The 24,141-nt window shown below is 62.1% G+C and carries 33 protein-coding genes; 25 read left to right on the top strand and 8 right to left on the bottom strand.

Features of this window, described 5'->3' with window-relative positions; all coding sequences use genetic code 11:
* Nucleotides 1-165: 165 nt before the first annotated feature.
* The 25 genes from G7007_RS18795 to G7007_RS18680 all read left to right on the top strand — a co-directional run bounded on the left by G7007_RS18795 (nt 166) and on the right by G7007_RS18680 (nt 20,710).
* Nucleotides 166-738 carry a terminase small subunit gene (locus tag G7007_RS18795; RefSeq protein ID WP_181104177.1) on the top strand — a complete coding sequence of 191 codons (573 nt, stop codon included), beginning with the start codon at nt 166-168 and terminating at the stop codon, nt 736-738.
* A gap of 25 nt (nt 739-763) precedes the next feature.
* Nucleotides 764-2,770 carry a terminase gpA endonuclease subunit gene (locus G7007_RS18790; RefSeq protein ID WP_181104205.1) on the top strand — a complete coding sequence of 669 codons (2,007 nt, stop codon included), beginning with the start codon at nt 764-766 and terminating at the stop codon, nt 2,768-2,770.
* A 35-nt stretch (nt 2,771-2,805) separates the two neighbouring features.
* The gene (locus tag G7007_RS18785) at nt 2,806-3,321 is read left to right on the top strand and encodes a hypothetical protein (protein ID WP_181104175.1); all 516 of its coding nucleotides are present in this window, start codon (nt 2,806-2,808) and stop codon (nt 3,319-3,321) included.
* A 4-nt stretch (nt 3,322-3,325) separates the two neighbouring features.
* Entirely contained in the window at nt 3,326-4,831 is a 1,506-nt protein-coding gene (locus G7007_RS18780; protein ID WP_181104174.1) for a phage portal protein, read from the top strand.
* Nucleotides 4,797-6,686 (top strand): phage major capsid protein, encoded by a 1,890-nt coding sequence (locus G7007_RS18775; RefSeq protein WP_181104172.1) that lies wholly within the window; start codon nt 4,797-4,799, stop codon nt 6,684-6,686. The genes G7007_RS18780 and G7007_RS18775 overlap by 35 nt, the downstream gene beginning before the upstream one ends.
* Before the next feature lie 77 nt (nt 6,687-6,763).
* Entirely contained in the window at nt 6,764-7,018 is a 255-nt protein-coding gene (locus G7007_RS18770) for a hypothetical protein (RefSeq protein ID WP_181104170.1), read from the top strand.
* Nucleotides 7,015-7,395, top strand: a complete 381-nt coding sequence (locus tag G7007_RS18765) for a hypothetical protein (protein ID WP_181104168.1) — start codon at nt 7,015-7,017, stop codon at nt 7,393-7,395. Before G7007_RS18770 ends, G7007_RS18765 begins: the two co-directional genes overlap by 4 nt.
* Complete coding sequence (locus G7007_RS18760) at nt 7,377-7,901, top strand: phage tail protein (protein ID WP_219859164.1); 525 nt, start codon at nt 7,377-7,379, stop codon at nt 7,899-7,901. The genes G7007_RS18765 and G7007_RS18760 overlap by 19 nt, the downstream gene beginning before the upstream one ends.
* Nucleotides 7,855-8,418, top strand: coding sequence for a hypothetical protein (locus G7007_RS18755; protein WP_181104166.1), 564 nt, complete (start codon nt 7,855-7,857; stop codon nt 8,416-8,418). The genes G7007_RS18760 and G7007_RS18755 overlap by 47 nt, the downstream gene beginning before the upstream one ends.
* A 3-nt stretch (nt 8,419-8,421) precedes the next feature.
* Nucleotides 8,422-9,057: a phage baseplate assembly protein V gene (locus G7007_RS18750; protein WP_181104164.1), complete on the top strand. Its 636-nt coding sequence runs from the start codon at nt 8,422-8,424 to the stop codon at nt 9,055-9,057.
* The gene (locus G7007_RS18745) at nt 9,054-9,386 is read left to right on the top strand and encodes a phage baseplate protein (protein WP_181104163.1); all 333 of its coding nucleotides are present in this window, start codon (nt 9,054-9,056) and stop codon (nt 9,384-9,386) included. Before G7007_RS18750 ends, G7007_RS18745 begins: the two co-directional genes overlap by 4 nt.
* Entirely contained in the window at nt 9,383-10,378 is a 996-nt protein-coding gene (locus G7007_RS18740) for a baseplate J/gp47 family protein (protein ID WP_181104161.1), read from the top strand. The genes G7007_RS18745 and G7007_RS18740 overlap by 4 nt, the downstream gene beginning before the upstream one ends.
* Nucleotides 10,375-11,226, top strand: a complete 852-nt coding sequence (locus G7007_RS18735; RefSeq protein WP_181104160.1) for a phage tail protein I — start codon at nt 10,375-10,377, stop codon at nt 11,224-11,226. The genes G7007_RS18740 and G7007_RS18735 overlap by 4 nt, the downstream gene beginning before the upstream one ends.
* Nucleotides 11,223-11,909: a phage tail-collar fiber domain-containing protein gene (locus tag G7007_RS18730; RefSeq protein WP_181104158.1), complete on the top strand. Its 687-nt coding sequence runs from the start codon at nt 11,223-11,225 to the stop codon at nt 11,907-11,909. The genes G7007_RS18735 and G7007_RS18730 overlap by 4 nt, the downstream gene beginning before the upstream one ends.
* Nucleotides 11,910-11,915: 6 nt before the next feature.
* Nucleotides 11,916-12,653, top strand: a complete 738-nt coding sequence (locus G7007_RS18725) for a hypothetical protein (RefSeq protein WP_181104157.1) — start codon at nt 11,916-11,918, stop codon at nt 12,651-12,653.
* A 9-nt stretch (nt 12,654-12,662) separates the two neighbouring features.
* Nucleotides 12,663-13,127 (top strand): hypothetical protein, encoded by a 465-nt coding sequence (locus G7007_RS18720; protein ID WP_181104156.1) that lies wholly within the window; start codon nt 12,663-12,665, stop codon nt 13,125-13,127.
* Between the two features lie 103 nt (nt 13,128-13,230).
* The gene (locus G7007_RS18715; protein ID WP_219859163.1) at nt 13,231-13,473 is read left to right on the top strand and encodes a hypothetical protein; all 243 of its coding nucleotides are present in this window, start codon (nt 13,231-13,233) and stop codon (nt 13,471-13,473) included.
* A 2-nt stretch (nt 13,474-13,475) separates the two neighbouring features.
* Complete coding sequence (locus G7007_RS18710; protein WP_181104155.1) at nt 13,476-14,642, top strand: phage tail protein; 1,167 nt, start codon at nt 13,476-13,478, stop codon at nt 14,640-14,642.
* Nucleotides 14,642-15,151, top strand: a complete 510-nt coding sequence (locus tag G7007_RS18705) for a phage major tail tube protein (RefSeq protein WP_181104154.1) — start codon at nt 14,642-14,644, stop codon at nt 15,149-15,151. Before G7007_RS18710 ends, G7007_RS18705 begins: the two co-directional genes overlap by 1 nt.
* 65 nt (nt 15,152-15,216) lie before the next feature.
* Nucleotides 15,217-15,795 (top strand): phage tail assembly protein, encoded by a 579-nt coding sequence (locus G7007_RS18700; protein ID WP_181104153.1) that lies wholly within the window; start codon nt 15,217-15,219, stop codon nt 15,793-15,795.
* Nucleotides 15,792-15,917: a hypothetical protein gene (locus G7007_RS22260; RefSeq protein ID WP_308852313.1), complete on the top strand. Its 126-nt coding sequence runs from the start codon at nt 15,792-15,794 to the stop codon at nt 15,915-15,917. The genes G7007_RS18700 and G7007_RS22260 overlap by 4 nt, the downstream gene beginning before the upstream one ends.
* A gap of 2 nt (nt 15,918-15,919) precedes the next feature.
* Complete coding sequence (locus G7007_RS18695) at nt 15,920-19,102, top strand: phage tail tape measure protein (RefSeq protein ID WP_181104152.1); 3,183 nt, start codon at nt 15,920-15,922, stop codon at nt 19,100-19,102.
* A 2-nt stretch (nt 19,103-19,104) separates the two neighbouring features.
* The gene (locus G7007_RS18690; protein WP_181104151.1) at nt 19,105-19,488 is read left to right on the top strand and encodes a phage tail protein; all 384 of its coding nucleotides are present in this window, start codon (nt 19,105-19,107) and stop codon (nt 19,486-19,488) included.
* On the top strand, nt 19,481-19,693 hold the full coding sequence (locus G7007_RS18685; RefSeq protein ID WP_181104150.1) for a tail protein X: 213 nt from the start codon (nt 19,481-19,483) through the stop codon (nt 19,691-19,693). The genes G7007_RS18690 and G7007_RS18685 overlap by 8 nt, the downstream gene beginning before the upstream one ends.
* A 9-nt stretch (nt 19,694-19,702) precedes the next feature.
* Nucleotides 19,703-20,710 carry a phage late control D family protein gene (locus G7007_RS18680; RefSeq protein WP_181104148.1) on the top strand — a complete coding sequence of 336 codons (1,008 nt, stop codon included), beginning with the start codon at nt 19,703-19,705 and terminating at the stop codon, nt 20,708-20,710.
* Nucleotides 20,711-20,760: 50 nt separating this feature from the next.
* Here G7007_RS18680 and G7007_RS18675 read toward each other — a convergent pair whose 3' ends face one another.
* The 8 genes from G7007_RS18675 to parA all read right to left on the bottom strand — a co-directional run bounded on the left by G7007_RS18675 (nt 20,761) and on the right by parA (nt 23,645).
* The gene (locus G7007_RS18675) at nt 20,761-21,114 is read right to left on the bottom strand and encodes a hypothetical protein (RefSeq protein WP_181104147.1); all 354 of its coding nucleotides are present in this window, start codon (nt 21,112-21,114) and stop codon (nt 20,761-20,763) included.
* Nucleotides 21,115-21,201: 87 nt separating this feature from the next.
* Nucleotides 21,202-21,339, bottom strand: a complete 138-nt coding sequence (locus tag G7007_RS18670) for a hypothetical protein (RefSeq protein WP_181104145.1) — start codon at nt 21,337-21,339, stop codon at nt 21,202-21,204.
* Nucleotide 21,340: 1 nt separating this feature from the next.
* A complete protein-coding gene (locus tag G7007_RS18665) occupies nt 21,341-21,790 on the bottom strand; it encodes a hypothetical protein (RefSeq protein WP_181104144.1) in 450 nt (149 codons plus the stop codon).
* Nucleotides 21,791-21,994: 204 nt separating this feature from the next.
* Nucleotides 21,995-22,327: a hydrolase gene (locus G7007_RS18660; protein ID WP_181104142.1), complete on the bottom strand. Its 333-nt coding sequence runs from the start codon at nt 22,325-22,327 to the stop codon at nt 21,995-21,997.
* Nucleotides 22,324-22,470, bottom strand: a complete 147-nt coding sequence (locus tag G7007_RS18655) for a hypothetical protein (RefSeq protein ID WP_181104141.1) — start codon at nt 22,468-22,470, stop codon at nt 22,324-22,326. Before G7007_RS18655 ends, G7007_RS18660 begins: the two co-directional genes overlap by 4 nt.
* The gene (locus G7007_RS18650; RefSeq protein ID WP_181104139.1) at nt 22,467-22,619 is read right to left on the bottom strand and encodes a hypothetical protein; all 153 of its coding nucleotides are present in this window, start codon (nt 22,617-22,619) and stop codon (nt 22,467-22,469) included. The genes G7007_RS18655 and G7007_RS18650 overlap by 4 nt, the downstream gene beginning before the upstream one ends.
* A gap of 64 nt (nt 22,620-22,683) precedes the next feature.
* Nucleotides 22,684-23,001: a hypothetical protein gene (locus G7007_RS18645; protein ID WP_181104138.1), complete on the bottom strand. Its 318-nt coding sequence runs from the start codon at nt 22,999-23,001 to the stop codon at nt 22,684-22,686.
* Complete coding sequence (gene parA, locus G7007_RS18640; protein ID WP_181104136.1) at nt 22,998-23,645, bottom strand: ParA family partition ATPase; 648 nt, start codon at nt 23,643-23,645, stop codon at nt 22,998-23,000. The genes G7007_RS18645 and parA overlap by 4 nt, the downstream gene beginning before the upstream one ends.
* Nucleotides 23,646-24,141 lie beyond the last annotated feature (496 nt).

The following is a 24,141-nucleotide window of genomic DNA, read 5'->3' as shown; positions in this document are numbered from 1 at the left end:
TCCTTACTTCCGAACTTGAGGCCTCCCGGCCTGCATCGCCAGCCTGACCGCTAGGCCAGGCGCGGCGGGGCCTCAACCTAATTCACAAAGTGCCAAAAGGACAAAGGTAACAAAGGACCTTTGTACCTTTGTCCTTTTGCCACTGCGAACCTGGTCCTTTCTCCCATGGGCAAAACCATCAGCAAGAAAGACCTGGCCGACTTGCTGGGCAAGTCAGAGCGCTGGGTTTCCAAGCTGATCGAGGAGGGGCTACCGACTCAAGGCGGCGGCGGTCGCGGCGTGGCTGTGCAGATTGACAGCCAAGCGGCGATTGAGTGGCTGATCCTGCGCGAGGTTCGTCGAGAAATCGGCGACGAAGGCGACGACGAGGAGGGGCTCAATTCGACCTCAACCGAGGATCGGCTCCTCAAGCGGGCGCGGCGGGAAAAGCTGCAGCTCGAAATCGACCAGGTGCGCGGGCGGCTCATTCCGAACGAGACGTTCGTCGACCTGATGACCTCAATCGCGGCGGTCTATGCGACCCAGCTCGACTCGCTGCCGAGTCGATGCGCCGCCGACTTGGCGATTATCGATGACCCTGCCCTTATCCGAGCTCGACTATTTGAAGAAACGCGGGCGGTCCGGGCAGCTACAGCCGACCGCCTCGAACGTCGATCACGCGAGCTCTCTGCGGACGTTGATCGAATCGATTCTCTCCGCCTCGAAACTGGTGAAGGCGCCGCCGCCGAGAGCGAGTGACGAGTGGGCGCGAGACAGCCGGGTAATGCCGCCGAGCTCGCCCCGGCCCGGGAAATTTAACCCTGACGTTAACCCGTACATGAAGCCTGTGGCGTGGGCGGCGAATCAGCCGTGCTACGACAAGATATCGATTATCACCGCTACCCAAATGGGCAAGTCGGTCACCTTCGAGAACATCATCGGGCAGCGCCTCGACGAGGACCCGGTGCCGATCATGTACGTGGCGCCGACGGCGCCGCTGCTGAAAGACGCTGTTATCCCGAAATTCGACGACATGATCGCCGAATGTGAGTCGCTCCTAAAGAAGCTCGATAAGCGGAAAAGCACTGTTTTCGTTAAGTGGATCGCCGGCACAAAGCTGCGCTTTGTATGGGCTGGCTCGCCGTCTGGCTTGTCGGCTGACTCCGTCGGATTGATCCTGGTCGACGAGGTCGACCGTATCGTCAACACCGGAGAAGGCTCGACGATGATCGTCGTAGAGCGCCGGGGCGACGCCTACGACGGGTCGAAAATCCTCTACACCGCCACGCCGACCCACGGGCGGGTGGTGAAGCGCAAGCACGAGGTCACCGGCCTGTGGCATTGGGACGTGACCTCAGTCAAGGCGCTGGGCTCGACCATCTGGAAGCTGTGGCAGTCGGGCACTCGTCACGAATGGGCGGTCCCGTGCCCCGAGTGCGGCGAATACTTCATCCCCTGGTCAGGCCTGCTGTGGTGGCCAGGGAAGGGCGGCGAGAACGAATGCACGCCCGACGAAGCCTATCGGCACGCCCGGCTGACCTGCCCTAACAACGGGTGCCAGATTCAGAGTAAATACCGCTCCTGGATGAACGAGCGTGGCCGGGCAGTGGCGCCTGGTCAGTCGATCAGCCGCGACGGCGAGGTCACGGGCGAGGCGGAAACCGCAGGGTCTACGCACTACACCTACGCAGCGTCCGGCCTGTGCTCGTTCTCCTCGAAAAAGAGCTACGGCGCGCTCGCTCGCGACCTGTTGGCCGCTATCCAGTCTGGCGACCCTGCCGACCTGCTGGCGGTCTACAACACCGGTTTCGGCGAGTGTTACGCGCAGGGCGGTGACGTGCCGACCTGGGAGCAGGTCAAGGCGCAGTGCTACGGATACAAGGCGGGCGAGCTGCTGCTCAAGCCGCTGAAAATCTACTGCACCGTCGACGTTCAAAAACGCCGACTTGAGTACGTCGTGCGGGCCTGGTATGCCGGTATGGGTTCGATGCTCCTGGAGGAGGGCGAGCTCTGGGGCGACACCGAGCAGGACGGCGTATGGGACCAGCTAGCGGACCTGATCGAAACCGAATACGACGGTCACCCCATCAACATGACGGGTATCGACATTGGTTATCGCGACGACCAGGTCTATCGCTTCATCAACGACGGCAACAAGCACCGGGTTATCGCGCTGCGTGGCCGGGAGACGCTCGACAAGCCATTCCGCAAGGAAGTGGTCGAGGTCGACAAAAAGGGTAAGACGCGCAAGCGCGGCGATGCTCGCTGGGCCTTCGATTCGCCATTCGCGAAACGCTGGGTTCACGGTCGACTGAACCGCGAGGCCTCGCGCACCGGCTGGTGGCTGTTGCACCAGCAGGTTACCGAGAGCTACTGCAAGGAAATCGTCGGCGAGGAGTGGCGCGAGGACCTGGGCAAGTTCCTGGAGGTCGGCGAAAACCATGCGCTCGACTGCGAGGCCATGCAGTACATCATGGCGCTACGCGACAAGCTCCAGCGTCGCAAGCTCGGCGCATTGACCAAGGACGAGCTTGGGCCAGCCATCAAGGCCGGCCTGCAGCCCGGCGAGGAGTTCGACGAGCAGGTCGACCGCGACTATGACGAGCCCGAGGTAGAGGACGACGACCAGGACAACGACGGCGCCGAGCCTGTCGCTGCCCCTGAGCCGCCGCCGCGCCGGCCAAAGCCCGAACCCCGTCCGGCCCCCCGGCCTGCTGCAGCGCGACGCGCTGACGCTCCCCCGGCTAAGGCTCGATCCCGCTTCAAAATCATCAAGAAACCGACCAGGTAGCGCCTCGGCGCCTCCTGGCGGCGCCGAGTGAATCAATGGAACCGACAAAACTCCACGCGGGTGATTCTGCCACCTGGTCGCGTGACGTGCCCGGTCGACCGGCTTCTGCCGGTTGGGGGCTGCGCTACGTGTTCAGAGGCCCAGCAGTTCACACGGTCAATGCTAAGCCGGGCGCTCCGTTCCAGGTCGAGCTGGGCGCCGATGAAACAGCGGCCTGGTCTCCTGGGCTTTATCGCTGGGTGGCCCTGGCTTCTCGGGGCGATCAGCGCCTGACGGTGGCCAGCGGCCTGATCGAGGTCGCTCCCAACCTGGAAACAGCAGAGCCCTTCGACGCCCGCAGCCATGCGCGTCGAATGCTCGATCTGATCGAGGCTGCGCTCGAGAAGCGCATCCCCAAGGATCAGCAGAGCTACGAAATCGACGGGCAGCGCCTCGACCGCATCCCGATCGAGCGCCTGGACGCCCTTCGCACCAAGTACCGACGGGAGGTTCAGCGGCAGAACGCCAGCCGTTCGCCCTACGGACGCAGCGTCAAATTCACTCTGAGATAAGCCAATGAACCTAGCACGCGCCTTTTCCTGGCTGAGCCGGGGCAGTAAGCGCACGCCTGCCCTCGACGCTCGGCGCGAGCCAAAGGTCGGGCGTCGCGGCGGATTCAAGATGGCGGGCGGCGGTCGACTGACTGATGCCTGGTCGGCTCGGCAGTCCGCTGCAGACGCCAACCAGACGATTTACGGGAGTCACGAGACGCTGCGGCAGCGTGCACGCGAGCAGTCGATCAATACATCGCTGCTCAAGCGCTTCTATCGCCTGCTGCGACAGAACGTCATTGGCCCCTACGGCATCCGCCTGCAGTCGAAAGCGGTCCTGCGGGATGGCACGCCCGACCGGATCAGGCGCCGCCTGATCGAGAAGGAATGGGAGAAGTACAGCAAAAAGGGGAGCTTTGACGTCACTGGACGTTACTCCTATGTCACTTTCCTGTGGCTCTGGATCGAGACGCTTGCCCGCGACGGCGAGGTCCTGGTGCGGTTGCATCGCAACTGGCCGAACCGCTGGGGGTTCGCTGTCCAGATTCTTGAGGCCGACCGGCTCGATCTGAATCTCAACGAGCTGTTGACCAACGGTAACCAGATTCGCATGGGCGTCGAGCTCGACGCATACGAGCGTCCAGTCGCTTACTGGATGCTGCGTAACCATCCCGGCGACGTCTACCAGCGCCCCGAGGAGAAGTACGAGCGGATTCCGGCGAGCGACCTGGTGCATTCATTCGACACCTGGCGCCCGCACCAGGCCCGGGGCTTCACCTGGACCCATGCGGCGGCGCTCGACATTCATCACCTGGAGGAGTTTCGCACGGCGACCAGGATCAAGGCTGAGCAGTCGGCCAAGATCACTGGTTTTTACGAGCAAAACCCCGAATGGCTGGACCCTCCCGAGGAGGGTACCGACGAAGCTGTTTCGGAGACTGTCGAGGCGGGCACGGCTCGCGTGCTGCCCTACGGCCTGAGCTACAAGCCCCATCAAACGGCGTCACCTGGTGCTGACTACGCGGCTTTCGTGAAGGACGGCCAGCGCAGCTCTGCTGGTGGCCTCGGACCCAGCTACAACCGACTCGCCAACGACCTGGAGGGGGTGAACTTCTCCTCGCTGCGCTCTGGCGAGCTGGACGAGCGAGATTTCTACAAGTGCGCGCAGGAGCTGGCCACCAGCGATCTGCTCGAGCGCGTCGGCGCGGCCTGGTTTGACTGCTCACTGTTGACCGGCGCCCTGGACATTTCCCCCCGGGATATCGAGCGCTGCAGCGAACTAGCCTGGCAGCCGCGAGGCTGGGACTGGGTCGATCCGCTCAAGGACGCGAAGGCAGCAAGCGAGAGCATCGCGAACCGCACGAAATCGCGCTCCGAGTACATCCGCGCCAATGGCGACGACCCCGAAGCGATTTTCGCGGAAATCGCAGCTGAGGAGGCGCTGCTCAAGTCGCTGGGCCTGATGGCCATCCCCCCTACCAACACGGATAAAGCCAATGCTTCCAAGCCCGACGACGAGGACGACGAATAGTCCTGCGCCGCTGAAAGTGCTGCGCACGATTGAGGGTAAGCCGCTCGAGCGAGCCTTCGCGGTCGATCTTTCGACCATCAACCTGGAGGAGCGCACCGTCGAGGTCGCGGTTTCCAGTGAATACCCCGTGCGGCGCTGGTTCGGCTTCGAGGTCCTGGACCATTCACCCGAATCTGCTGACCTGACCCGCTTGCGGGCAGGTGCGCCGCTGCTCCGGGAGCATATCGGCTCATTGCAAGTCGGCGTCGTGCTCGATGCGTGGCTCGACGCTGATCGCAAGATCAGGGCGCGGATCAAGTTCTCGCGGGACCCAGCAGTCGAGCCGATCTGGCAGGACGTCGTCGACGGCGTCCGCCGCAACATCTCATGCGGCTACCTCATTCACGACATGGTGCTCGAGCGCACCGTCGACGGGGTGGACCACTACCGCGTTACCGCCTGGGAAGTCTACGAGGTTTCCCTCGTTTCAGTGCCTGCAGACCCGACCGTCGGGGTGGGGCGCTCCATCGCAATGACCAACACCATCACCATTCGAGGTATTCAAATGCCACCTGAGCAAGCCCAAACCGACGGTCAGCGCACTATCGACGCGCCCGTCGCCAACCCGAACGACCCGGTCAGCGTTGAGCGCGTCCGCATTGCCGATATCATCGCCCTGGGCGACCGCTTCGGTCAGCGTGACCTGGCTAATCAGGCCATCACCAGTGGCCAGACCATCGAGCAATTCCGTGGCGTGCTCCTGGAGCGCCAAGCGCCCCAGCAGAAGCCAGCGGCCACCGCTGCAGAGCCGAAGCAGGGCGACCGCGACCTGCCGGGCTTCCTGACGCACGACGTCAGCGCTCGCGGCCTGGGCGTTTCGGAGAAGGAACAGAAGCGCTACTCGCTGATGCGGGCGCTCAATGCCGCCGCTACCGGCGATTGGAGCAAGGCTGGCCTCGAGCGCGACATCAACATCGCCGCTGCCACCACCATGAAAAAGGATGCCCGCGGCTTCTACGTACCGCACGATATCCTGATGCGTGGCCTGTCCAAGGGTGAGGCCGGTAAGGGCGGTGAGCTGGTATCGACCGACCTGCTGCTCGACCAGTTCGCCGACGTGCTGCGCAACAAGACGGTAATGGCACAACTCGGCATGCAGATGCTGACCGGCCTCGACGGCGACGTCGACCTGCCGAAGAAAACGAGCGGTTCCTCGTTCGTGTGGCTGGGCGAAGGCGAGGACGCGCAAGACAGCTCGTTCGACTTCACCACGCTGAACATGACGCCGAAGACCATCGCAGGTGCCATCCCGGTCACCCGCAAGCTGCGCAAGCAGGCTTCGCGCTCGATCGAGGCGCTGATCATCAAGGACCTGCTCGACGGCATGGGCGTCGCCATCGACTACGCAATGCTCGCCGGTCCAGGCGGTAAGGCCCCACTGGGCCTGCTCAAGGATGTAGGCGTTCCAGGCCTGACCTACCCAGTCGGCGGCGTCACTTTCGGAAAGCTGGTCGACATGCTGACCAAAATCGGCACTTACAACGCCGATCGCGGCGCGCTGGCTTACCTGACGGGCATCATCGAGCGTGGCTATGCCATGCAAACCTTGAAGTTCGCAAACGTCGGCGGCTGCATCTGGGAGAACGACAAGGTCAATGGCCACCGCGCCGAGGCGACTAACCAGGTGCCAGCGGACACCTGGATTTTCGGCGACTTCTCCCAAATGATCTGCGGCTTGTGGGGTGTTCTCGACCTCAAGGTCGATGCCGCCAAGCTGGCTGCGAGCGACGGCCTGGTGCTGCGCGCTTTCCAGGACGTCGACGTCGTCAACCGTCGCAAGGAATCGTTCTGCATCGCCAAGCGCGCTGCAGCCTAACCGAACCTGAAATAGCGGGCAGGTAGGGGGCGAAAGCCCCCGTTTTTAAGCCCTATTTCTCACGAGGTATCACCCCTATGAACACCGTAACTAGCGTGCCGACCAGTTTCGTGGTCGTGCTCCTGGACGACCTGTGGATCGGCGAGGAGCTGGTCGACAAGGGTACTGCCGTACCAGTCGACCGCGCCCTGCGTAACGACTGGGTAGGGTCGAAGCTGGCCCGCGACGCGAACGACGAGGAGCTCGAGCAGTTCCGCGCCGAGGAGCTCGAGGCCGCTGCCGAGGCTGCGGCAGAGGCTGAAAAGGCCGCTAAGAAGTCTCCTGCGAAGTGATCGGCGACGATGACTTCGAGACGTTTTTCGATCCTGACGAGTTCGGCGCCGTAGTCGTCCTGGTTGAGCCTGGCCAGCAGCCCCGCGACCTCGCGGGCATGTTCGGCAAGCCCGCCCCGGAGGCAAGTCTCTATCGCGGCGGCATCGATCCTGGTGCTGCAAACGTGCGAGGCCGAGCTGCGCAGGAACACTTTCACATTGCTACCCGTCAACTGCCGGCCAACTGGCGCACGGCAAAGGTCCTGGTCGACGGCGCCGAGTTCTCGATCGCTAACGCCCAGCCTTTCGGGCGGTTGCGCACGGTGCTGACGCTGGTTCCCTACGGTGACCGGGCAGCGCCTGCAGGAGAGCGCGGCAAATGGCAGGCTTCGAACTAAAACTCGATGCCAGCGGCTGGACAGAAGTCGAATCGATCATCGGCCAGGCGACGAAACAGCTCGACCTGGCTGCTGCTCGAGCACTGCGCCGAACCGCGCAGTGGCTGCGCACGCATAGCTCTCGGGAGATATCCAAAGAGCTGCGGATCACGCAAAGCCCGATTCGCCACCGCTACAACGTGTACAGCAAGTCAACCTCCAACGAGGTCAAATTGTGGGTAGGTCTGCGCCCTATCAGTGTTCACTACCTGGGCACTCCCAAGCAGACGCCGACCGGTGTATCGGTCGGCCATCGTCAGTATGACAGCGCCTTTATCTCGCCCATGAAGACCCGCCACCGGCTCGTTTTTCGACGCAAGGGCCGCGAGCGCCTGCCTGTTGAGCGGGTGATGGAGGACTGGGAATCGCCGGCTATCAACGCCCTGGAGCGGTGGGAGAAGCGCGCACAGGTGTATTTCATTGATCAGTTCGAGCGCGAGGCGCGGCATGTCTTTTCGACCTCTTAACAACCCCTCGGACCTGTTTTTCGCCATTGGCGACGCGATACATGCGGCAGGCCTGGGCGTCGACGTGGCCAACTACGACGAATTCGACGGGACCGTGCGTGACGCAACGGTCCTGATCGAGCTCGAGCGTACCGCGCCGGCGACAAAAAAGAACGACGGGCGCTATGTCCATGAATACACCGTCACCTTGCACGCTGTTGTGGCCAGGTGGCGAAAGTTCTCGGCGCTCGAGGCGACAAACCTCTCCGCTGCCCTGGAGCGGCTGGCGGACGATAACCGCTGGGGCTTCCATGGGAGCCAGTGCCAGTACCCTTGCGATATCCATAGCGGCCCGTCGATTTTCCACCAGGGCCGAGACGGGTACGACGCCTGGGGCTGCACGTTCCGGCAGGCGATCGCGCCAGGTCCTCACAAGCTCCCCGAGGACCCGGTCGTAACAGGCATGCCGCTGGTGGCTGAGAGCTGGCGAGTGGACGACATGGACGACCCGACACAATACCGACCGCTGGAGGGCTAATGCATGTACGAGCTCGTGCGGCGGGTCGTTAATCAGTTGCTCGCGCCGCTGATCGAGCGCCTGGCCGAGCTCGAGACGGAGCTCGAGGACATGCGTCGCCGGTCGGAGAATCACAACCGTATCGGCATTGTGAGCGCGGTAGACGCAGGTGCAGGCACCTGCAAGGTCAGCCACGGCGATCTGACGACGCCGCCCATCAAATGGATGAACCCAAGCGCGGGGGAGGTTAGCGAAACCCGTGTGCCGTCGGTTGGCGAGCAGTGCCTGCTGATCAATTACGGCGGCGGCGACGGAGGCGCTCACACGGTCGCGCTATGTGGTTTGACCTCGGACGCTTACCCGGCGCCATCCGTCGAGGCGAATCTGCGCCGCCAGGTATACCCGGATGGCACCGAATGGAGCTACGACCACGCTGCGAGCGCGCTCTCCTGGAAGAACGGACCGCTATCGGTCAATGGCGACCGCAACGGCCTGGTGGTCATGCTCGGCTCTGTGGGCTTCAAGCTCGGCGCCGCTGGCTTCGATCACATCAAGGGGCAGGTCACGCATGACGGCGTGAACGTCGGCAAGGATCACTTGCACGACAACACCATGCCAAAAGACGGCGCTCAATCTGGCCCGCCAGTGGGGGGCGCATGATCGGAATAGACAGAAGTACCGGCGCCAAGCTCGACGACTGGCCCCAGTTCGTACAGCGCGCCACGCGGGCGCTCTCGACGCCCCTCGGCACCAGGCAGAAACGCCCCCTATATGGATCGAAGCTGCCCGCCCTGCTGGCCAAGAACATGACCGATGAGCTGCTGATCCTGGCGCAATCTGAGGCGGTGGCCACCTTCTACAACCCAGCCAATGGAATCGGTGAGTTTTCGCCATCCGTGGTCGTTGCAAGCCGGTCGCAATCGGGGCTGTTGCTTCGATTCGAGGGTACCTGGACGAACCGAAAAATGACCTTTGAGGTGCTGCTGTGAGCATGCTTCTGCCTGGCCAGAATCAGCTGGCCGACCCCGAAATCGTCCTGGTCGAAGACTTCGAGACGCTGCTCGCTGAGTTCAAAGCGTTCCTGGTCGAGTACGTGAGCACCAGGTCGCCGAGTGACTCTGCTCGACTGGCTGACAGCCTGGAGAATGAGAGCGAGCTCCTGACTATGGTGCTCGAGGCGTTCACGCTGCGCCTGCAGGCGCAGGAGCGCAAATGGAACTCGAAAATCAAGCAAATGCTGGCCTGGTGGGCGACGGGTAAGAACCTCGACGCCAGGCTCGCCGACATGGGCCTCGAGCGCCAGGTCATTTCGCCAGGCGACCCGAGCGCTTTCCCCCCGGTCGACCCGGTCTACGAAGACGACGAGTCAGCCAGGATTCGCTATTACCTGGCGCCGCACGCGCCTGCAGGCGGGTCGCGGCTGCACTACCAGCGAGAGGTTCGCACGCTGGGCGAGCGGGCTAATGTATCCCTCGCGACGCCGTCGCCAGGGGTCGTGGTCGTGACCTACAAGTTTTCGCCGGACGGCAACGCGGTCAAGGTAAAGGACGGCAATGGACGGCGTACAGCACCTGGAGAGGTCGCAGTCACTGTGCTGGCCCGGGCTGGCAACGGCGCACCTGATGCAGCGCTGCTGGCGGCTGTTCGCAAGCACTTCGCCCGCGATGACGTGGTGCCCGAGACTGACAGCGTCACCGTCCAGGGCGCGACCATCAAAGAGTACAAAATCAGGGCGATCGCCTATATCAACGCCGGGCCTGACACGTCGATCGTGAAGTCGACCGCCGCGAAAGCTCTGCAGGCGTATGCCGATGACTGTCACGTATTAGGCGGTCGGGTAGAGACGAGCTGGATTGACGCCAAGCTGCACGGCGCCGGCGCAGTCCGTATCGAGGTCCTTGAGCCTTTGGCGCCGGTGATCACGACTGATAGCCAGGCCCCGTACTGCACCGGTATTGACGTCCAGGTGCGCACGCTATGAGTGGATACAGCGAGGAGCGTAATTACAGTCTGCTGCCGGCCAATAGCTCGGCGCTTGAGGTGGCGCTCGACCTCGGGTTTGCGCGGTTTCTTGATCGCGTAGTCCCGCCGTTTCCTGAGCTGATGAACCCCGCCGAGACGCCGGTCGATTTCCTGTCGTATCTGGCTGCTGAGCGCGGCGTCGCCGAGTGGGACGCGGACGCGCCCGAGGCAGAAAAGCGCTCGATGGTTGCTATGTCCTGGCCCACCAAGCGCCTTGCGGGCACTACAAAGGCGATCAAATCAGCGCTCAAGGGCCTGCAGTTAACAGCGGATTTCACGCCCTGGTACAAGCAGTCACCGAAAGGAGCGCCGTACACGTTCGGAATCGTAGCTTGGGTAAATCAGAACAGGGGTGATGGTAAGCCGATCATTTCCGAGACTCTTTTCCCTCGGCTGATTACTGCAATCGACGCTGCGAAAAGTGAGCGCAGTGGCTACTCACTGAAAGTCGGCGCCCTGTTCACTGGTGGCTGGGTTGCCGCCAACGGTGCCCATGCGCTGAATGTGTACAGGCGAACCTTCGATGCGCAGGCGGTTCAGCCTGACACCTTTGCGGACAACCTGGTACTCGCCAATGCGGGCGACGTCCGGGCCGTTTACCACGGGTCACTTGATGCTCAGGCGGTTCAGCCTGACGTATTTGGGTGCGGCCTTGCGTTCGTAAATGCGAGCGAATCCAGAGCTATTCACCATCACTCCGCCGACGCTGTCGGCGTTTCACTTGAAGCCGAGAGCCCGCTTTCAACTGCCAATGCCGCGCAGGCGCGAAGCGTTGTTCGGGTGACCATGGAGGCTGTTTATTTATGACCACTCCGCTACAGCCGGTTATTACCTCTGCAGGCCTAGCGGCCATTTGGCGGGCGGATAACAAAGGCATTGCTGCTGAGATTACCCACATCGGGCTCGGCACAACGGGATACACGCCCAATAAAACGCAAACGGCGCTCAGAACGCGAAAGGGGCTCTATCCAATCTCGGATGGCGAAAAGCTGAGTTCGACCCTGCTGCACTTGACCGCAATTGCGGATGACGACCTCGAGTACTGGGTAAGGGAGGTCGGGTTCTACCTTTCTGACGGCACGTTGCTGGCTGTCTGGTCCGATCCGGCTACGGCGCTGGCATACAAGTCCCCGACTGCCCAGCTGCTGCTTGCATACGACCTGTCGCTCTCGGCGCTTCCTGCAGACAGCGTAGTCATCAACTCGACGGGTGCTGGGCTGAATTTGACCCTCGCTGAGCCGTTGGCCGCACAGGCCTCGGCACTTGTGGCTGAAATGATGCGTGGCGTTCAGCAGCAAGATCAGCTGGAAACGCAGAGCAAGCAACTCCGAGTGGTTGGCGAGCTTTTGGGCAATCTAACCGAGCGCATGAAGGAAGTTGAAGCACGGCAGGAGTTGGACCGCGAAGGCATGCTGACAGCGATCGTCGCCAATGCTACCGCGTTGATCAACCTGCAAAACCTCTTTTCACAAAAAACCCTAGGAGCTTAACTTTCCATGAGTCTTGAATCGCAAATCGCAGACTTGGTTACCGCAAGCAACGCGTTGATCGCCACGTTCAACGGCAAGAAAAACGAGATCAACGCAGCGGTAGCAGCGGCCATCGCGGCAGTTCCCTTGAACGAGAAATCGTTCTACATCAACTCGATCACCGGTGATGACAAAAACCCCGGCACTGCCGAGGCGCCACTGAAATCGCTCAAGCAGGCACTGTACAACACGCCTGTTGGCGGATTCGTCATTTGCTACCTGCAGGCTGACTACGTACTGGATACTCAGGTGGCTGTGAATAGCCGCTCGATGAGCGTGTGTTCCGATGTTGCCGGCGTTAAGCGCAAGCTGCGCTGTAACTACTACACCACCTCCGAGGGCTCCACCTGGCAGGGCGGCTTTGTCGCGTACAACAGCGGCATGGTCATGCTGACCGATATTCAGCTGAACCTGCCGAGTCCTGCAGGCTTGTCGCCTGCACCTAGCAGCTCGAAAAACTTCGTCTTCATGTCCAACGCAAGCGGCGGTACTCCAATCCTGCCGGTCAAGCTGTCTGGCTGCGAGGTTCTTGCGCCATCGGACTGGCTCGGGAACCTGGTCGCTGCATCGGCGAGCGCAATCGTATTCGAGGCGAACAACACCACGTTCCCTGCCAACTTCGGCGGTCGCTATATCAGCGGTGTTGCTGCAGGAACCAACCCGGCCTCACTCACCAACGTTCTGACCAACCTCGGCAGCCTCTAAGGAATCATCATGCAAAAGACCAACCTGTCTATCGAGTTCGACGGTAGGACCTACAGCGGCTTCGACTTCGCTGCTCTGCCACTCGCAGCTGCCACGCAGGTGGCCTGTCGTCAGATCGATCAAGCCGCAGACGCAGCCCGCCGTTCGGTTCTGGGTGAATCGCTACGAGCCTTGGAATACCAGGTGACCGCAGATGAGGCGGCGGCATTTGCAGCTGCTGGTTACACCGGTGAGGTGCCTCCAACCGTACAAGCCTGGATGGATGCAGCGGGGCTGGAAGCGCAAGCCGCTACCGACAATATTCTGGCTGAGGCTGCAGCGTGGAAGCAGGCTATGTACAAGCTGCGGGCGCTGCGCTTGAAAGGCAAGCAGGCTGTGCTGAAGGTTGCCAGCCATGATGCTGCAGAGGTTATCGCTGATGAGGCGATCGCAGCGATTCAGGCTTGCGTGCAGGGCGTCGGCAACGCCGCTTAATCCTCTCCAGCTTCACCGTCACCCCCACCGAGGCCGCTAAGCGGCTTTTTTTGTGCCCAAGGGTCGCCCAAGTGCGGCCCTTTTTCGTTCCTGGAGAACATCAATGGCTATCAGCCAGAAACAGAAATACACCGTTGTGGTGCCGTTCCCTACAGGCGGTGGTCACTGGGCCGCGGAGGGCGCCGAACTGGAGCTCCTGGACGTCCAGGCGCACGCCCTGGTGACCGCTGGGCGCTTGAGGCTGACCAGCGAAGTCAAGGCCGAGGCCGAAGCCGTCGAGGCTGCTGCAGCGGCTCCCGTCGGGACCTCGAGCACCTCCAAGAAAACCACTGTAAAGGCTGAGTAAGCATGGCGAAGGTTACGAATTTCGAGCACAACGGCGTTACGCTCAATGCCGGCGAATCTCCCGAGGCAATGGGTGGTATTGGCGATAACGTGATCGGCGTTGTCGGCACGGCGCCGAATGTGGGCCTGGGCATTCCCAAGAACTCCCCGTTTCGCATCAACAGCAACACCCTCGCCGAGTTGCTGGACCCGACCGGTGCCGAGGCCGGTACCCTGTACCAGACCGTGAAGCAAATCCTCAAGGTCGTGAAGGTCCCGATCTATGTAGTGGTGGTCGAGTCGGGCGCCACCCCAGCGGCGACCCTCGCCAACGTTGTCGGCGGTGTAGACGCGGCCTCTGGCCAGCGCAAAGGTCTGTCGGCGCTGATGGTCTGCCAGGAGGTGCCGACCATCATTGGCGCGCCGGGCTTCTCGCACGATCAGGCCGTGCATAGTGAGCTGGCATCGATCGGTAAACGCATCCGCGCTCGCGTGGTGCTCGATGGCAAGGACGTCACCGTCGCCGGCCAAGTGACCAATAGCGAGTCGATCGGCGGCGCTACCCTCGGTTACGACCGTTGCTACCTGGTACACCAGATGCCCGCCGTGTACTCGAAAGCGGCCCTGGGCAATGTGTTTTTGCCGCCGTCGAGCCTGGCCATTGCCGCTCTGGCCTCGGTCAAGCAGTGGGAAAGCCCGGGCAACCAGGTCACCTACGCGGCGGACGTGGCGCGCACTGTCGAATACAACATCCTCGACAAAAGCACCGAGGGCGACCTGCTGAACAGCTACGGCATCAGCTACTACGCCCGAACTGACCTGGGCGGTTTCTCGCTGATCGGCAACCGCAGCATCACCGGCAAATTCATCAGCTACGTGGGGCTTGAAGACGCCATTTCCCGAAAGCTGGTCGGTGCGGCCCAAAAGGTCATGGCCAAAAACCTGACCAAGTCGTTCATGGATCAGGAGGTTGAGCGAATCGACGCCTGGCTGCAGACGCTCGTCGCTGACGGGACTATCCCGGGCGGGAAGGTGTACCTGCACCCTGAGCTGAACAGCGTCGAGAAGTACAAAAACGGCACCTGGTTCATCTGCATCGATTACGGGCGCTATGCGCCGAACGAGCACATGGTCTACCAGCTCAACGCATCCGACGCCATCGTCGAAGAGTTCCTGGAGGGAGTTCTCTAATGTTTACCAACCGCGTGCGGCAACTGATCACCGCGACTCTGCAAGGTATGCCGCTGATGGCGACCATTGAGGAGTTCGAGCCGCCAAAGATCGATCACGAAATGGAAGAAATGCGCGGCGGTCGCTGGATCGCCGAGGAAATGGCGACCGGCCTCAAGGCGCTGAGTGCGAAGCTGACCCTGCAGGGTATCGGCCTGCCGATCATGACGGCGCTCGGCGTGTCCGGTGGCGATAACGTCATGCTCTCCGTGCAGGAGGCGGGCGAAGACCAGGACGGCAACGAGTGGTTCACCTACTACGTGTGCGCCGGCAAGTTGAAAGTGCTTGAGGAGAAAACCCTCAAGATGAAGGACAAACCAGTCACCATCCTGGAGCTGGCTCTGCGCAGCTACAAGCGCCTCGAGAATGGCGTGCTGGTGACCGATATCGACACCCGCACGCAGGTCTGCGTGATCAACGGCGTCGACCAACTCAAGGGCGCCCGTCGTCTCGCCCTGATGGCCGGTTAACCGGCTGATCGCTCCCACAAACGACCGCCTTCGGGCGGTTTTTTGTTGCTTGAAGGAAAGGAAAAATGGAAGAAAAACAGTCTTGGAAGCTGCCCGATCATCCACTGCGGTTCCCTGTCACGACGGCCAGCGGCGAGCGCCTCGAGTCGGTGGCCCTGCGTGCTTTCAGCGTGTCCGAGCATCGCGAGGCGATCGCCAAAGCGGGCGAGCACGAGGACGATCATTTCGAGGCGCTGCTGCGCTTGGCGTCTGGCCTGTCGGTCGAGGACCTGGAAGAAATCAAGCGACCCGACTACGTGTCGCTCTCCCGGCTGATTCACGAATACGTGAGCCTCCCGGCCTCCTACTTTCAAGGGCGCGTGCCGGAGAACCCGGACAGCGTTGAGCTCCTGGTGCCGGTAAAGGGCATCGGTCGCACTATCGAGCGCCTTGACCTCGAAGTGCCCCCCATGAAAGTCACCAAGGCCATGCGCAAGCTCAAGACCGACGACGAGCGCGCCGACTTCTGCAGCGCGCACTGCACCGGCCTAGCCGTGCCAGAGGTCCAGCGCCTGAGTGTTCCAGACTGGACCCAGCTACAGGGGCGCCTGAACTCTTTTTTGAACAAACCGGCGGACTTCTTTCCGAGAATGACGTCGACGTGATCCTCGACGTGGTGCCCCTCGCCTACAACGTGAGCGAGGCGGAAATCCTGGAATGGGACGCTGAGAAAGGCCTGCGGCGCTACGAGCTGGCCATCGCACGGCTGGGTGTGAAACGGGAGTAGGCATGGCCGAATCTAAATACTCTTTGAAGCTGGCTGCGGTCGATGCCTACTCGAGCACGTTCGGAGACTTCGCAAAGAAGTCGGGCGCGCTCCAGGAGGGCTTAAAGCTCCAGCAGGCCGAGCTCAAGCAACTGAACCAGACCACGCGCTCGCTCAATGGGTACGTGGCGCTGACGCAAAAGATCGAGGGCACCACGACGGCGCTCGCAGCGGCTCGGGTCGAGCAGGCCAAGGTCAGCAGGGAGCAGGCCGCAGCGGCGGCGAAGGTCGAGCAACTGACCGCGCAGCACAAGCTCGCCGTCGACTCGTTGAAAACCCTTGGCGCCTCGACCGAGGCCACTGCTGCGCAGGTGCGTGCAGCCGGGATCGAGGAGGCCAGGCTTTCCCGGGAGCTTGGCGCAGCCACCAGTGCGGCGGCGAAACTCGATACAGCGCAGGACAAGGCGACCGCCAGCGTCAAAACACTGCAGGCGGCGCACCGGGCCGAGAGCAACCAGCTCAAGGGCTTGAAGGCTGATCTGACGGCTGCAGGTGTAGACACCGGCAAGCTTGCGGGCGAGCAGAAGCGCCTCGAGGCGGCAACGGAGGCGGCTAACTCCGCCCTTGCGGCGCAGCGCGCCAAGCTGGCTGCAGTCAAATCGGCGCAAGAAAATATCCAGTCCAACCGAGACCGCCGTGCAGACCTGCGCGGACAAATGGTGGAGACGGCAGCGCTCGCCTACGTGGCCAGCCGGCCAATCTCGCAGGCAATGGACATGGAAACGGCCATGGCCGACGTCGGCAAGGTGATCAACTTCGAGGATGGCGGTAAAGAGGCGATGGCCTCGGCGAACTTGCAGCTGGCCAGCGATCGCCTAATCGCCTCCTCGGGAATGACGGCAATCGACCTGGCCAAGATCGAATATGCAGCGGGCCAGTCGGGCATCGGCAACGAGCTCAAGGACAAGAACGGAAACATCGACGTCAAGGCCAAGACGGCTGCGGTGATGGACTTTACCCGTGACGCGGCGATCATGGGCTCGGCGTTCGATATCGATGCACAGACGGCGGGCGAGACAATGGCCGGCTGGCGTGCGTCCATGGGCCTGGATCGGGCGCAGACGCTCGATCTGGCCGACTCGACGAACTACCTCGGCAACAACTTCAACGCCAAGGCGGCGGACATTGCGGCGGTCGTGAAGCGTTACGGCGCTGTCGGTAAGGCATCGGGCCTTACGCCCGAGCAGAGCGCCGCCCTGTCGGCTGCACTGCTGAACCCGGGCACCGAGAAGGAAATCGCCGGTACCGGCTTCAAGAACTTCACCAGCGCCCTTGTCGCGGGCAAGTCGGCGACAAAGGGTGAAAAGGAGCAATGGAAAGAGCTCGGCTTTGACCCCGAGCAGCTCGCCGCCGACATGCAGCAGAACGCCCCTGACACGATCATGCGTGTGCTCGAGGCGATCAAAGAGCAGCCCCGAGAGGAGCAGGCGGCAGTCGCGACAAACCTGTTCGGCTCGGAGTCGATCGGCGCGATTCAGCCGCTCCTGGAGAACCTCGGCGAGGTACGCAAGGCCTTTGCCATGGTTGCAGACAAAAGCAAGTACGCGACGTCTGTTATCGGCGAACAAGGCTCGATGATGCAGGAGGCGGCAGGCGTTGCGAATACCGCTCGTACCGGCTGGAACTCGTTCACTGCTCGCCTGACGAGGCTCTCGACTGTAGTTGGCAACGCCATGTTGCCGGCACTGAACGCTGTCCTGGTCCCGCTCGGGAGCCTGGTAGACATGGTTTCGTGGGCTGCTGAGACGTTCCCCGGGGTGACCGGTGCCCTTGCGGTCGCAGCGGGTGGCCTGGCTGCGCTCAAGGTCGGCGCGCTTGGGCTAAAGTTCGTCGGTTTGCTTGTTGGGCAGGGGTTCAACCGCGCCGGCCTGGCGCGTGCCAAGCTCGACGCCAGCACGGGCAGGACGGCGATCGCTGCTGATCAGGCGGTGGTGCGTTTGAATGCAACACTTGGGCGGCTCGGCAATGCACCTGGTGGTGCTGGTTCTGCAGGTGGTGCGGGCGGCGGAGGCGGCAAAGGAAAGGCTGCAACCACGGCGGCAAAGGCGAGCCGGTTTGGGCGACTTTCCGCGCTGGGTGGGAAAGTCATTGCGCCGGTTATGGCTGCGGCAGGGCTGGCGACCGTCGCCAGTGGCGCTCTCGCGTCGCCAACGGCGCTTTCGACAGTCCCGCTAGGCCAGGCCCCTGCTGCGGCCTCTGTCGCTGCGGCAGCGGGGCCAGCGGCTGCCAAAGCGGCGCCGGTTCTTACCCTTGTGCCTAAAGGTGCTCCTGCAGCGCCTGGTGCGCCGCTCACGACGCCTCGGACGGCACCGGTACTGTCGCTGGTACCGCCTGCGAGCGCTGTGCCTGGTGCGCCTGGTGCTCCGATCGCAGCGGCTCGTGCAGCGCCGGTGCTTTCCCTGGTTCCAACCGGCAGCGCTGCTCCTGGAGTTTCCGGCGCACCTGGTTCGGCGGCAGCAGCACCTCGAGCACTGTCCGCGCTGCGTCCGGTGGCGGCATTGCCTGCGCCGTTCTTGCCGACGGCGCCAGCGGGGGCGCTGGCTGGTGTGTCGCGTGCTGCACCAGCGGCTGCGGCAGTGGCTGAGGCAGCACCTGGTACGCTGGCCAAGGCTGCTGCCGTGGGTGGGAGCGTACTTGGGCCTATGGCGAAGGTCGCCGCGAAGGTGGCCACGCCCTTGATGCTGCTCTCTGGCGCTGCCACGGCGGCAGACGGCCTGGCCAAAGGTGACGCTGGCCAAGTTGGCGGCGCCGTCGGCGGCATGGCTGGGGGTTGGGCAGGGGCCTCGGCGGGTGCAGCGATCGGCACGGCGATTTTGCCCGGCATCGGTACTGCAGTTGGTGGCGCCATTGGCGCGCTGGCAGGCAGTGGCGGGGGCGAGTGGATCGGCAAGCAGCTCGGCGCGTTGGTCGACAAGCTCAAGGCGCCAGCCGATACGGCCAAGGACGTGGCCAAGGCCGTCACCGAGAACAAGCAAATCACCTTCGCGCCGCAAATCACCATGCAGCCGACTGGCGACCCGGCCTATGACAAGCGGTTGGCCGACCAGATTATCGCCAGGCTTAAAGCGGAAATGATGGCGGCGGGCGTGGGGGGCGACCCTCTAGCCGTCCGGCGCGGTGCCTCTTTGACTGACGGGAGCGATTGACGATGGCGCAGCAAATGGCGCTCGGTAACTTTGTGTTCAGCCTCTCGAGTGGCTTTCCTTACGACACTCTCGACCGGAAAACCTCGGGCGGCTGGGTGACCATGGATATCATCAGCAGCAAGCCCCTGTCGCAAAACACCGGGCAGGGGCTGGAGACGCTGAGACTGACCGGCAAAGCCCAGTGGGAAGCGGGCATGCAGAAGGTCGACCAGTTGCGTGCCCTCGTCAACGCCAGGACGCCGCACGTCCTGGTCGACGGCGTGGGTCGTGTGTGGGGGCGCTGGACCGTGCAGGAGGTCAGCGAGTCGCAAAAGAGGGTGCTCGATGACGGTACGGCGTCGCTCCTGGAGTGGACGCTCGAGCTGCAGGAGTTCGCTAATGCGTAGGGTTCGGACCATTGCCGGCGACACGGTCAATCTCCTGCTCTACCGCGAGCTGGGCCGGTCGGACGACGCCGCCGAGGCTGCGTTCTGGCTGTTGAACGAGGACCTGGTCGACTACGGGCCGACCTTGCCAGCGGGGCTGCGGGTGATCTTGCCTGAGCTCCAGGAGCAGGCCGCAACGCCTGCAGTTGTAAGCGCTTGGGACTGAGGGGGTTAAATGGCCATTGGATACACGCCAGCGGTCGAGGTGACCGGCGCCAATGCGGCGCTGATCAACTCGCGGCTAGTTGACTGGGAGCACGTCGACGCGGCGGGCGTCGAGTCGGATACGCTTAAGCTGACCGTCAATATCGAAGGGCTGGAAGGCCTGCCGAGCGTTGACGGAAAAATCGGGCTGCGGCGGGGCTATAAGGAAACCGGGCTCGTCGACGCGGGCGAGTTCGTCGTAACACGCACCACACCGCAGCTTTTCCCGGCACTGCTGCTGATCGTTGCCACGGCTGCGCCGTTCAAGGTGGCTGACGAGACGAAGTTCAAAGAGCGTCGTTCGGCCAGCTATGGCCCGACGACCCTCGGCGCCATCTTTCGCGAGCTGGCCGGCAAGCACGGATTTTCGCCGCGCATCGCTCCCGAGTTGGACGCGATCGCGGTCGATCACGTCGACCAGTCGAACGAAACGGATATGGGGTTCCTGACCAGAATCGCCCGCAAGTACGACGCAGTGACAAAGCCGGTCAACGACCTGTATGTCATGGGTCGGCGCGGTCAGCTCAAGTCGCTGAGCGGTAAGGCCCTGCCGCCAGTGACGCTGACGGTGACGAATGACAACCGCCCCGGCGAGCGGTCATTCATCAACGCCACGCTCGATAGCGAGAGCCGCGTCAAGTTCAAGGGCTGCAAAACCGTCTGGTGGGATGGTGCTGCGGGCAAGGAATGCGTCGTAGAGACGGGTTCGGAGCCGTTCAAGCGCGTTCGCCAGCGCTACCAGAATGAGGCCGAGGCCAAGGCTGCAGGCGAGGGCGAGGCGCGCAAGATCAAGCGCGAGGCGATGAAGCTGCGCATTGACTGCCCCGGTAACCCAGCTTTTGCTGCTGAGGGCCTGGTCACGCTCGATGACACCTGGCCGAGCTTTATGCGCGGGCAGTGGTCAATCGACAAAGCCACCGAGAGCGGCAGCAAGGCGCAGGGTTACCGCTGCGTGCTCGAGGCGACATTACCAGCATGAAAAAGCCCCCACTGCCTTGCGGCGGTGGGGGCTTTTGTCGTTTCTGGCGATTACTCAAGCAGTCCCGCTGGCATTCTCGGCGGGTTGGCGTAGTCGATCTGCACGTTAGGCAGGTTTTGCTTGTCCTCGGCGTGCTCAAGCCGATTAAAGGCTTCGATCGCATTGCCGTTGCCCGCTGTCCATGTGCCGTCTCGGTCAAGCCATGCGTTTGCAGGTGCGCCGTTTTTATACCGGCATACTCCCCAGCGCTGCCCCTTCACCTTCTGCACTTCACAGTCAACTTTCAATCCGACGCGGTCGTTAAGGCGCTCGAGCGCGTTTGCGTCCTTGTTGATCAAGTCGTTAATGCCCAGCGCCACAAGGGCGGCGGCGCCGACGGCGATAATCAGGTGCTTTGCTTTCATGCTGCGCGCTTCTCCATGGGTTAAGGCCGCGCAGGGTAACAAAAAGCCCGCCGAGTGGGCGGGCTTGTGGGTCGGGCTACAGGGCGATTACTCCTCCTCGTCGCGCAGGCGGTCCTGCTCCTGCTCCCATTCGCACATACTGACGTGCTCGAACCAGTCGTCCTCGTCGACGAACTCGCATCGGTCGCAGTGCGGGCAATCCGCGTAGAAATCGCGATCTGCCATTTCAGCGGCCTTCGTCATTGCCGACAATGCGCAGTTCGGCTAGGGGCTTGTCGTCCTGAACGATGAAGGCTTTACCAGGCGGAACGGCTGAATCCTCTACGATTGTCATGCCGCCAAAGGTCGTCAGTTCGGTTTTTGCTGCGGCCATCATGTGTACCTGGTCGCCGTTTACCTTCACTGTGCCAAGCGCATGGTAGAGCTTGCCGGAAAGAGCTCCGCAGATCGGGTGGGTCATCAAGAGCACTCGCCCGAGCAGCTCGCGCAGCCCCTCCTCATTCTGGAGAAGGTCGCCGCACAGCTCCTCATCGACAAACTGCATAACCTCGTCCCACAGGTCGTCACCGGCTTCGTCACGGGCAGCGAATTTCTCGGGGTACATGGCGACGACCAGGTCGTAGAGCTCAAGGTCGGAAATACGGGCGGCTTTCTTCATCTTTTCGATATGGCTCATGCTGCTTGCTCCTGGTGCGTGTAGATAGTTGTTCCTGGTTCAGCTTGGGCCTGCTCGAGCAGGTCTGGGTCAAGTCCGAGCTTTCGGCATACGGCCGCCGCAGCGGCCCTTGCGCTCTCGGCGCTGCTGGCAGTGACACCTTTGCGCATCGCCCGGGCCTGGTAGGCGCCGCAGCTTAGTCGAACCTTAATGGTGATAGCCATTTCAGCGCCCCTCCCGGTTATCAGGTCCGCCAAAGCGCGAATCTGTGCGCCCGTCGTTGTCGAGGTCGCGATCAGGTCCTCCGAACGTAGCGTCGGTGCGCCCGTCGTTGTCGACGTCTCGATCGGAGCCGCCAAAGCGCGCATCTGTTCGCCCGTCGTTATCAAGGTCGCGATCGGGTCCGCCGAAAGTGGCGTCGGTGCGCCCGTCGTTGTCGAGGTCCCGATCTGGCCCGCCGCAGGTGGCGTCGGTTCGGTTGTCGTGATCGACATCGCAATCGCGTGCGATGGCCTGGCTAGCGGCGATGGCCACGGCGAGGATTAGGATTATTTTCACTCGTTGCTCTCCTGCTCGATCTGGCGGTCGCGGTGTACGTACAGGCGGTAAACAAAGATCCCGATCGCGTAGAACATGAGCCCCAAGGCTATGGCGCCTGAAAGTAGGATCTGCAGGCCGGACGTGTCGTCATTGCGATTCATGCGGCCTCCCCGATCATGCGCAGGTAGCCGTGCCAGGCGAGTGCGCAGCACTCTTGCTTGAGATAGGCCTCTACCCGGGCGCGATTCGCCGGCTCGGCCGCTTCGCGCAGGGAGAGCCCGCGCACTGTGATATAGTCCGCTTTGGACATGGTGAACCCCTCTAGGTCTATCGGTCCTGCCTGGTTAGCGGTTGCCGCCGCTGCCAGGCGCTTTTTACAGCAACGATTTCAGGCGGCGCGTTAGCTCCTCCTGGTCCTCGATCTTGTAGTGCCCATTCCCCTCGCTGTACTTCCTGAACAGGTCGTCGAGCGCTTCGATTACCAGATATTTGACCGGTACGCTGTCGACCGACATGTTTTTAATGTCGGTGGTGCCTTTGTGATACCTGGTCGAAATGATCACCTTGAGCTGCTTCTCGTCGACGCTGTCAGACACGACGGCTTTCCGCGCCTTGTCCAGGTGCGCTTGATCTGGCTCGCTTGCCGGACGGCTCGGGCGGTCAAGCGTGATTTTTGCGGCAGGCTTGGTCATTTATCCATCTCCAGCAGTTCCAGGGTCACGGCCTCGATGTCGTCCCGTGCGCCGTCGCTGGCCGGCAGGTCGAATACGCTGCGCCCTTCTGCAATGCCATTTAGATACGAGACGCTTTGGTAAGTCTTTGCGTTGAGCACGGGTAGCTCATAGCCATGCAGGGCCTCTGTCGCGGTTCGCTCGATGATCGTGTTGCGGATTGCGCGGGCAACCATCAGGGCTGCCTTTGGCAGGCCGTCGGTAACCTCCTGGCGATCTTTGACCAGCTGCACCATGTCGCGGGTCGCCCAAATGTCGTACTGGCTGGGCTGTACCGGGATGATTACCAGGTCGGCGATTTTTACCGTGTCAGAGGTCAGCGGGCTGATCTGCGGTACGCCGTCGATAATTACGTAGTCGTAGCCTGCCGAGATTCGCGGTAGGTCGCGCTTGATGTTCTCGCGCATGATCACGCACGGCACTGGCGGCGCATCGTCAGAGCGGGCGCTAGCCCAGTCCGTAGCTGATCCTTGCGTGCCGTCCAGGTCGACCAGGAGTACGTTTTTTTTGTGCACGGTGGCCAAGCACGCGGCTATGTTCGTCGCGGTGGTGGTTTTAGTGGTGCCGCCCTTTTGGTTCTGAACTGTCCAGACTCTTGCAGCCATGTCGGCGTGCCTCCTGTTGGTGAGTCGCCAATATACGTACAAATGTACCTTTGTACAATAGGTCTAAAGGTCAAAGGTACAAACAAAAGCGGCGCGCAGCGCCAGGCATTTTCAGCTTTTCGCCCCCGCTTGATGCCTTGTCCTTACCTAGTTCGCTGGAGGCCCCGTGTTTGCTGGGCTTTGCGCAGGTAAGGACGAGCCTGCATTAGGCCCTATCCTTTCTCGTATGACGCTCCTGCGCCCCTCTGCTGGCTTCCTGCTATTCGTCGATCGCTATACCCGCCATGGCGGCCATTCTAGTTATCCGCCTGCATAATTCCTTAATGGTATATGTGCAAAGGTGTATGCAACCTAAGTACATACACCCTCTAGCACAATCCTCATTCACCTTAATAGACGTACCATCATACACCCCCAAGCATATGTAATAAGGTGCGCAAGGGTGTATACACCTCTGCGGCCTTCTATACGTATAGAAGGCCGCAGAGGTGTATAC

Origin of the sequence: Pseudomonas entomophila, assembly GCF_013523125.1 — a bacterium.
Taxonomy (GTDB): Bacteria; Pseudomonadota; Gammaproteobacteria; order Pseudomonadales; family Pseudomonadaceae; genus Aquipseudomonas; species Aquipseudomonas entomophila_B.
The sequence above is the reverse complement of the archived record's forward strand: the minus strand, read 5'-3'. Positions and strand labels throughout refer to the sequence as shown.

Excerpts from the sequence above, each read along its gene's own strand:
- G7007_RS18795 (WP_181104177.1), top strand. The coding sequence starts at position 166 with ATGGGCAAAACCATCAGCAAGAAAGACCTGGCCGACTTGCTGGGCAAG.
- G7007_RS18790 (WP_181104205.1), top strand. The coding sequence starts at position 764 with ATGCCGCCGAGCTCGCCCCGGCCCGGGAAATTTAACCCTGACGTTAAC.
- G7007_RS18785 (WP_181104175.1), top strand. The coding sequence starts at position 2,806 with ATGGAACCGACAAAACTCCACGCGGGTGATTCTGCCACCTGGTCGCGT.
- G7007_RS18780 (WP_181104174.1), top strand. The coding sequence starts at position 3,326 with ATGAACCTAGCACGCGCCTTTTCCTGGCTGAGCCGGGGCAGTAAGCGC.
- G7007_RS18775 (WP_181104172.1), top strand. The coding sequence starts at position 4,797 with ATGCTTCCAAGCCCGACGACGAGGACGACGAATAGTCCTGCGCCGCTG.
- G7007_RS18770 (WP_181104170.1), top strand. The coding sequence starts at position 6,764 with ATGAACACCGTAACTAGCGTGCCGACCAGTTTCGTGGTCGTGCTCCTG.
- G7007_RS18760 (WP_219859164.1), top strand. The coding sequence starts at position 7,377 with ATGGCAGGCTTCGAACTAAAACTCGATGCCAGCGGCTGGACAGAAGTC.
- G7007_RS18750 (WP_181104164.1), top strand. The coding sequence starts at position 8,422 with ATGTACGAGCTCGTGCGGCGGGTCGTTAATCAGTTGCTCGCGCCGCTG.
- G7007_RS18745 (WP_181104163.1), top strand. The coding sequence starts at position 9,054 with ATGATCGGAATAGACAGAAGTACCGGCGCCAAGCTCGACGACTGGCCC.
- G7007_RS18735 (WP_181104160.1), top strand. The coding sequence starts at position 10,375 with ATGAGTGGATACAGCGAGGAGCGTAATTACAGTCTGCTGCCGGCCAAT.
- G7007_RS18730 (WP_181104158.1), top strand. The coding sequence starts at position 11,223 with ATGACCACTCCGCTACAGCCGGTTATTACCTCTGCAGGCCTAGCGGCC.
- G7007_RS18725 (WP_181104157.1), top strand. The coding sequence starts at position 11,916 with ATGAGTCTTGAATCGCAAATCGCAGACTTGGTTACCGCAAGCAACGCG.
- G7007_RS18720 (WP_181104156.1), top strand. The coding sequence starts at position 12,663 with ATGCAAAAGACCAACCTGTCTATCGAGTTCGACGGTAGGACCTACAGC.
- G7007_RS18715 (WP_219859163.1), top strand. The coding sequence starts at position 13,231 with ATGGCTATCAGCCAGAAACAGAAATACACCGTTGTGGTGCCGTTCCCT.
- G7007_RS18710 (WP_181104155.1), top strand. The coding sequence starts at position 13,476 with ATGGCGAAGGTTACGAATTTCGAGCACAACGGCGTTACGCTCAATGCC.
- G7007_RS18705 (WP_181104154.1), top strand. The coding sequence starts at position 14,642 with ATGTTTACCAACCGCGTGCGGCAACTGATCACCGCGACTCTGCAAGGT.
- G7007_RS18700 (WP_181104153.1), top strand. The coding sequence starts at position 15,217 with ATGGAAGAAAAACAGTCTTGGAAGCTGCCCGATCATCCACTGCGGTTC.
- G7007_RS18695 (WP_181104152.1), top strand. The coding sequence starts at position 15,920 with ATGGCCGAATCTAAATACTCTTTGAAGCTGGCTGCGGTCGATGCCTAC.
- G7007_RS18690 (WP_181104151.1), top strand. The coding sequence starts at position 19,105 with ATGGCGCAGCAAATGGCGCTCGGTAACTTTGTGTTCAGCCTCTCGAGT.
- G7007_RS18685 (WP_181104150.1), top strand. The coding sequence starts at position 19,481 with ATGCGTAGGGTTCGGACCATTGCCGGCGACACGGTCAATCTCCTGCTC.
- G7007_RS18680 (WP_181104148.1), top strand. The coding sequence starts at position 19,703 with ATGGCCATTGGATACACGCCAGCGGTCGAGGTGACCGGCGCCAATGCG.
- G7007_RS18675 (WP_181104147.1), bottom strand. The coding sequence starts at position 21,114 with ATGAAAGCAAAGCACCTGATTATCGCCGTCGGCGCCGCCGCCCTTGTG.
- G7007_RS18670 (WP_181104145.1), bottom strand. The coding sequence starts at position 21,339 with ATGGCAGATCGCGATTTCTACGCGGATTGCCCGCACTGCGACCGATGC.
- G7007_RS18665 (WP_181104144.1), bottom strand. The coding sequence starts at position 21,790 with ATGAGCCATATCGAAAAGATGAAGAAAGCCGCCCGTATTTCCGACCTT.
- G7007_RS18655 (WP_181104141.1), bottom strand. The coding sequence starts at position 22,470 with ATGAATCGCAATGACGACACGTCCGGCCTGCAGATCCTACTTTCAGGC.
- G7007_RS18650 (WP_181104139.1), bottom strand. The coding sequence starts at position 22,619 with ATGTCCAAAGCGGACTATATCACAGTGCGCGGGCTCTCCCTGCGCGAA.
- G7007_RS18645 (WP_181104138.1), bottom strand. The coding sequence starts at position 23,001 with ATGACCAAGCCTGCCGCAAAAATCACGCTTGACCGCCCGAGCCGTCCG.
- parA (WP_181104136.1), bottom strand. The coding sequence starts at position 23,645 with ATGGCTGCAAGAGTCTGGACAGTTCAGAACCAAAAGGGCGGCACCACT.